This is a genomic window from Photorhabdus heterorhabditis (assembly GCF_001280945.1).
Lineage (GTDB): Bacteria > Pseudomonadota > Gammaproteobacteria > Enterobacterales > Enterobacteriaceae > Photorhabdus > Photorhabdus heterorhabditis.
Genome location: NZ_LJCS01000141.1, coordinates 1 through 2,218, shown reverse-complemented (window position 1 = coordinate 2,218; position 2,218 = coordinate 1). Strand labels below are relative to the sequence as shown.

Genomic DNA, 2,218 nt, shown 5'->3' with positions numbered 1-2,218 from the left:
TTTATAATCGGTTCCGCTATTATTTGCCGGAAGGCTGTTGTTACCTGAGTGCCGATCCTACGGGCCTCTGGGGTGGTGAGAATCCGTATGCATACGTCAAAAATCCCACAGGATGGATCGACCCATTAGGACTGACTGGATGTTCAGATCCTAAGAAATGGGATATTGACAGTTATGGGAACTTAAGGGATTCAGTTAAAGGCAAAAATTTAGCACTTGATTCCCATCATGTTGGTCAAAAAGCAATAATGAAAGATCTAGTGAAGAATTATGATCCTAAAACGGGACCATCAATACTAGTTCCTAAAGTTGGACACACAGTTTCTAAAGATGGATTAGGAATTGTATCTAGAAGTCGAATAAACCCAGCAACAGGTAAAGAATTTACTAATGCAAGAAGTGTGATTGCCAGAGATATAAAAGAGCTAAGAAGAGTTTACCCAGAAATTCCAAATAGTAAGCTTAAAGAGCTTATTAATATGAATAAAAATATGTATCCAGAAGTTAGATTTAAATGAATTTAAAAGGTAACCATATGAAAAATGATGAGAAAATAATAGAGTCTATTTTTAGTGAATTATTTGATGACAACTTACCCCGTTATCAGAATAGTTTAACCAGTCCAATAGATAATAATAATGATGATGTGTATGCTAAAGCCAGAAAAGCATTATCAAAATTAGATGAACAAGACAAAACAGCTATTTTCGATTTCTTCAAGGTAGTAATATCTGACACATCATCAACTATATTTGGAACCATTGATGGTTCTCACTTTCCACCCAATATAGATGGTGATTTTACGTTAACTTATGAAGACGAAGAAATACAAGGAAGTTTACAAGACTTATTCATAGAAAAAGCTGAGAATAAAGGTATTTTTAATTAAAAAAGTAAGGCTGAAAGATCTTTTGAGATCTTCCGGCCTTCTTGTGATCTACCGTGGCGCATACCCACGGTAAGCCAGAGCGGATTGAAGCTTAGAAATCGCATCCTTAATCTGATACGCTTCCTCGTCATTCACGGCACAGGCGCGTATCTCCGCCCAATTCAGCCGCTTAACCAGTTGGGCCAGGGCCAGCGCTTCAAAGTGGGTTAACTGAATGTCCTGCAAATGTTCAATCGCTATTGTCATCTCATGTTCTCCCCTTAACCCGCAAAACCGGTTATCAACGCCCGCATCTGCTGCTTAATCTCCCGCAGTTGGGCCTGTTGCCGCTGGTACTGCTGATGCTGTTGTTGCGTGGCTTCACTTTCTGGAATCAGCACCAGACAACCGTCCATCACCTTCACCGTAATCTGGCCGCCGGTATTAAATCCCGCCTGTCTCAGCCACTGCCCCTTCAGATGTATCGCCGGGGTGGCGTTGTTGACCTTATTCCCGTTCGGTACATAACCCACCGTGTAATAACGTTCTGTTTTCGCAGCTTTATTTACTGCCGCTTCTGCTTTAGAATGCGCCTTAGCCATTATCAACTCCTGTTTAGTTGCTGTGGTTAGCGGCGTTGATGTGTTACCAGCACACCATCGCCGCGAAATTATCTCATTGCCCTACTTGCCAGTTTTTCCATTTTTGCCCTTGTTACCAAGCTCTCCATTAAAACAACCAGCGCTTGTTGATCTTCATCTGAGAGCGAATCAATCTGCTCACAAAGTGCCTGTAACTTAGGGTTATGTATCTTAGGTTCTTTGGGTTGCTCCAATCCAACCAGAGCATCAACACTCATCTGGAGTACCTGAGCAATCTTTACCACCGTATCAAGCTGTGGCACTGATGAGCCCCGCTCCCAACGGTTATAAACACGCCTGTTTACTGCCAACAAATCCGCCAGTCGTGCCTGAGTCATCTTGCGTACTTCTCTTGCTTCACGGAGGCGAGTTGCAAAGACTTCCATACCGTTCTCACTTAACCAATTTTGAAATGATACGGTCATGGTAACCCTGCCTCTAAAAAACCCTTGACGATGTATACATAATAGTACTTTAATAATGCCACTTCAATGTCTATTGACAGGTTTTTAAAGGACTATGAAATGGCTCGCATTCCCGACGCAGAATTACAGCACCTGAAAACCGCCGTCTCCTTAGTGACCGTGGCGGAACAACAGGGCCGCAAGCTGATTAAACGCGGTAAAGATTACGTGCTGCTGTGCCCGTTCCATGAGGAAAAAACCCCGTCAATGGTCCTCAGCCCGGAAAAAAACCTCTATCACTGTTT

Annotated in this window: 6 protein-coding genes; 3 read left to right on the top strand and 3 right to left on the bottom strand. The window is 42.7% G+C overall.

Features of this window, described 5'->3' with window-relative positions; translation table 11 throughout:
* Both AM629_RS24855 and AM629_RS20880 read left to right on the top strand, forming a co-directional pair.
* Positions 1-518, top strand: a 518-nt coding sequence (locus tag AM629_RS24855; protein ID WP_083451975.1) for an RHS repeat domain-containing protein, incomplete at its 5' end; no start/stop codon positions are given.
* A 17-nt stretch (positions 519-535) separates the two neighbouring features.
* Positions 536-889: a hypothetical protein gene (locus AM629_RS20880; protein ID WP_054481712.1), complete on the top strand. Its 354-nt coding sequence runs from the start codon at positions 536-538 to the stop codon at positions 887-889.
* A 48-nt stretch (positions 890-937) separates the two neighbouring features.
* Here AM629_RS20880 and AM629_RS20875 read toward each other — a convergent pair whose 3' ends face one another.
* The 3 genes from AM629_RS20875 to AM629_RS20865 form a co-directional block, all read right to left on the bottom strand.
* A complete protein-coding gene (locus tag AM629_RS20875; RefSeq protein WP_054481708.1) occupies positions 938-1,135 on the bottom strand; it encodes a DUF7706 family protein in 198 nt (65 codons plus the stop codon).
* A 14-nt stretch (positions 1,136-1,149) separates the two neighbouring features.
* Positions 1,150-1,470 (bottom strand): SymE family type I addiction module toxin, encoded by a 321-nt coding sequence (locus tag AM629_RS20870; protein WP_054481707.1) that lies wholly within the window; start codon positions 1,468-1,470, stop codon positions 1,150-1,152.
* A 68-nt stretch (positions 1,471-1,538) separates the two neighbouring features.
* Positions 1,539-1,934, bottom strand: a complete 396-nt coding sequence (locus tag AM629_RS20865) for a helix-turn-helix domain-containing protein (protein WP_072161971.1) — start codon at positions 1,932-1,934, stop codon at positions 1,539-1,541.
* 99 nt (positions 1,935-2,033) lie between these two features.
* Between AM629_RS20865 and AM629_RS20860 the strand changes: the two genes are divergently transcribed.
* Positions 2,034-2,218 (top strand): CHC2 zinc finger domain-containing protein (locus AM629_RS20860; protein ID WP_152912050.1); only part of this gene is annotated, 185 nt, incomplete at its 3' end.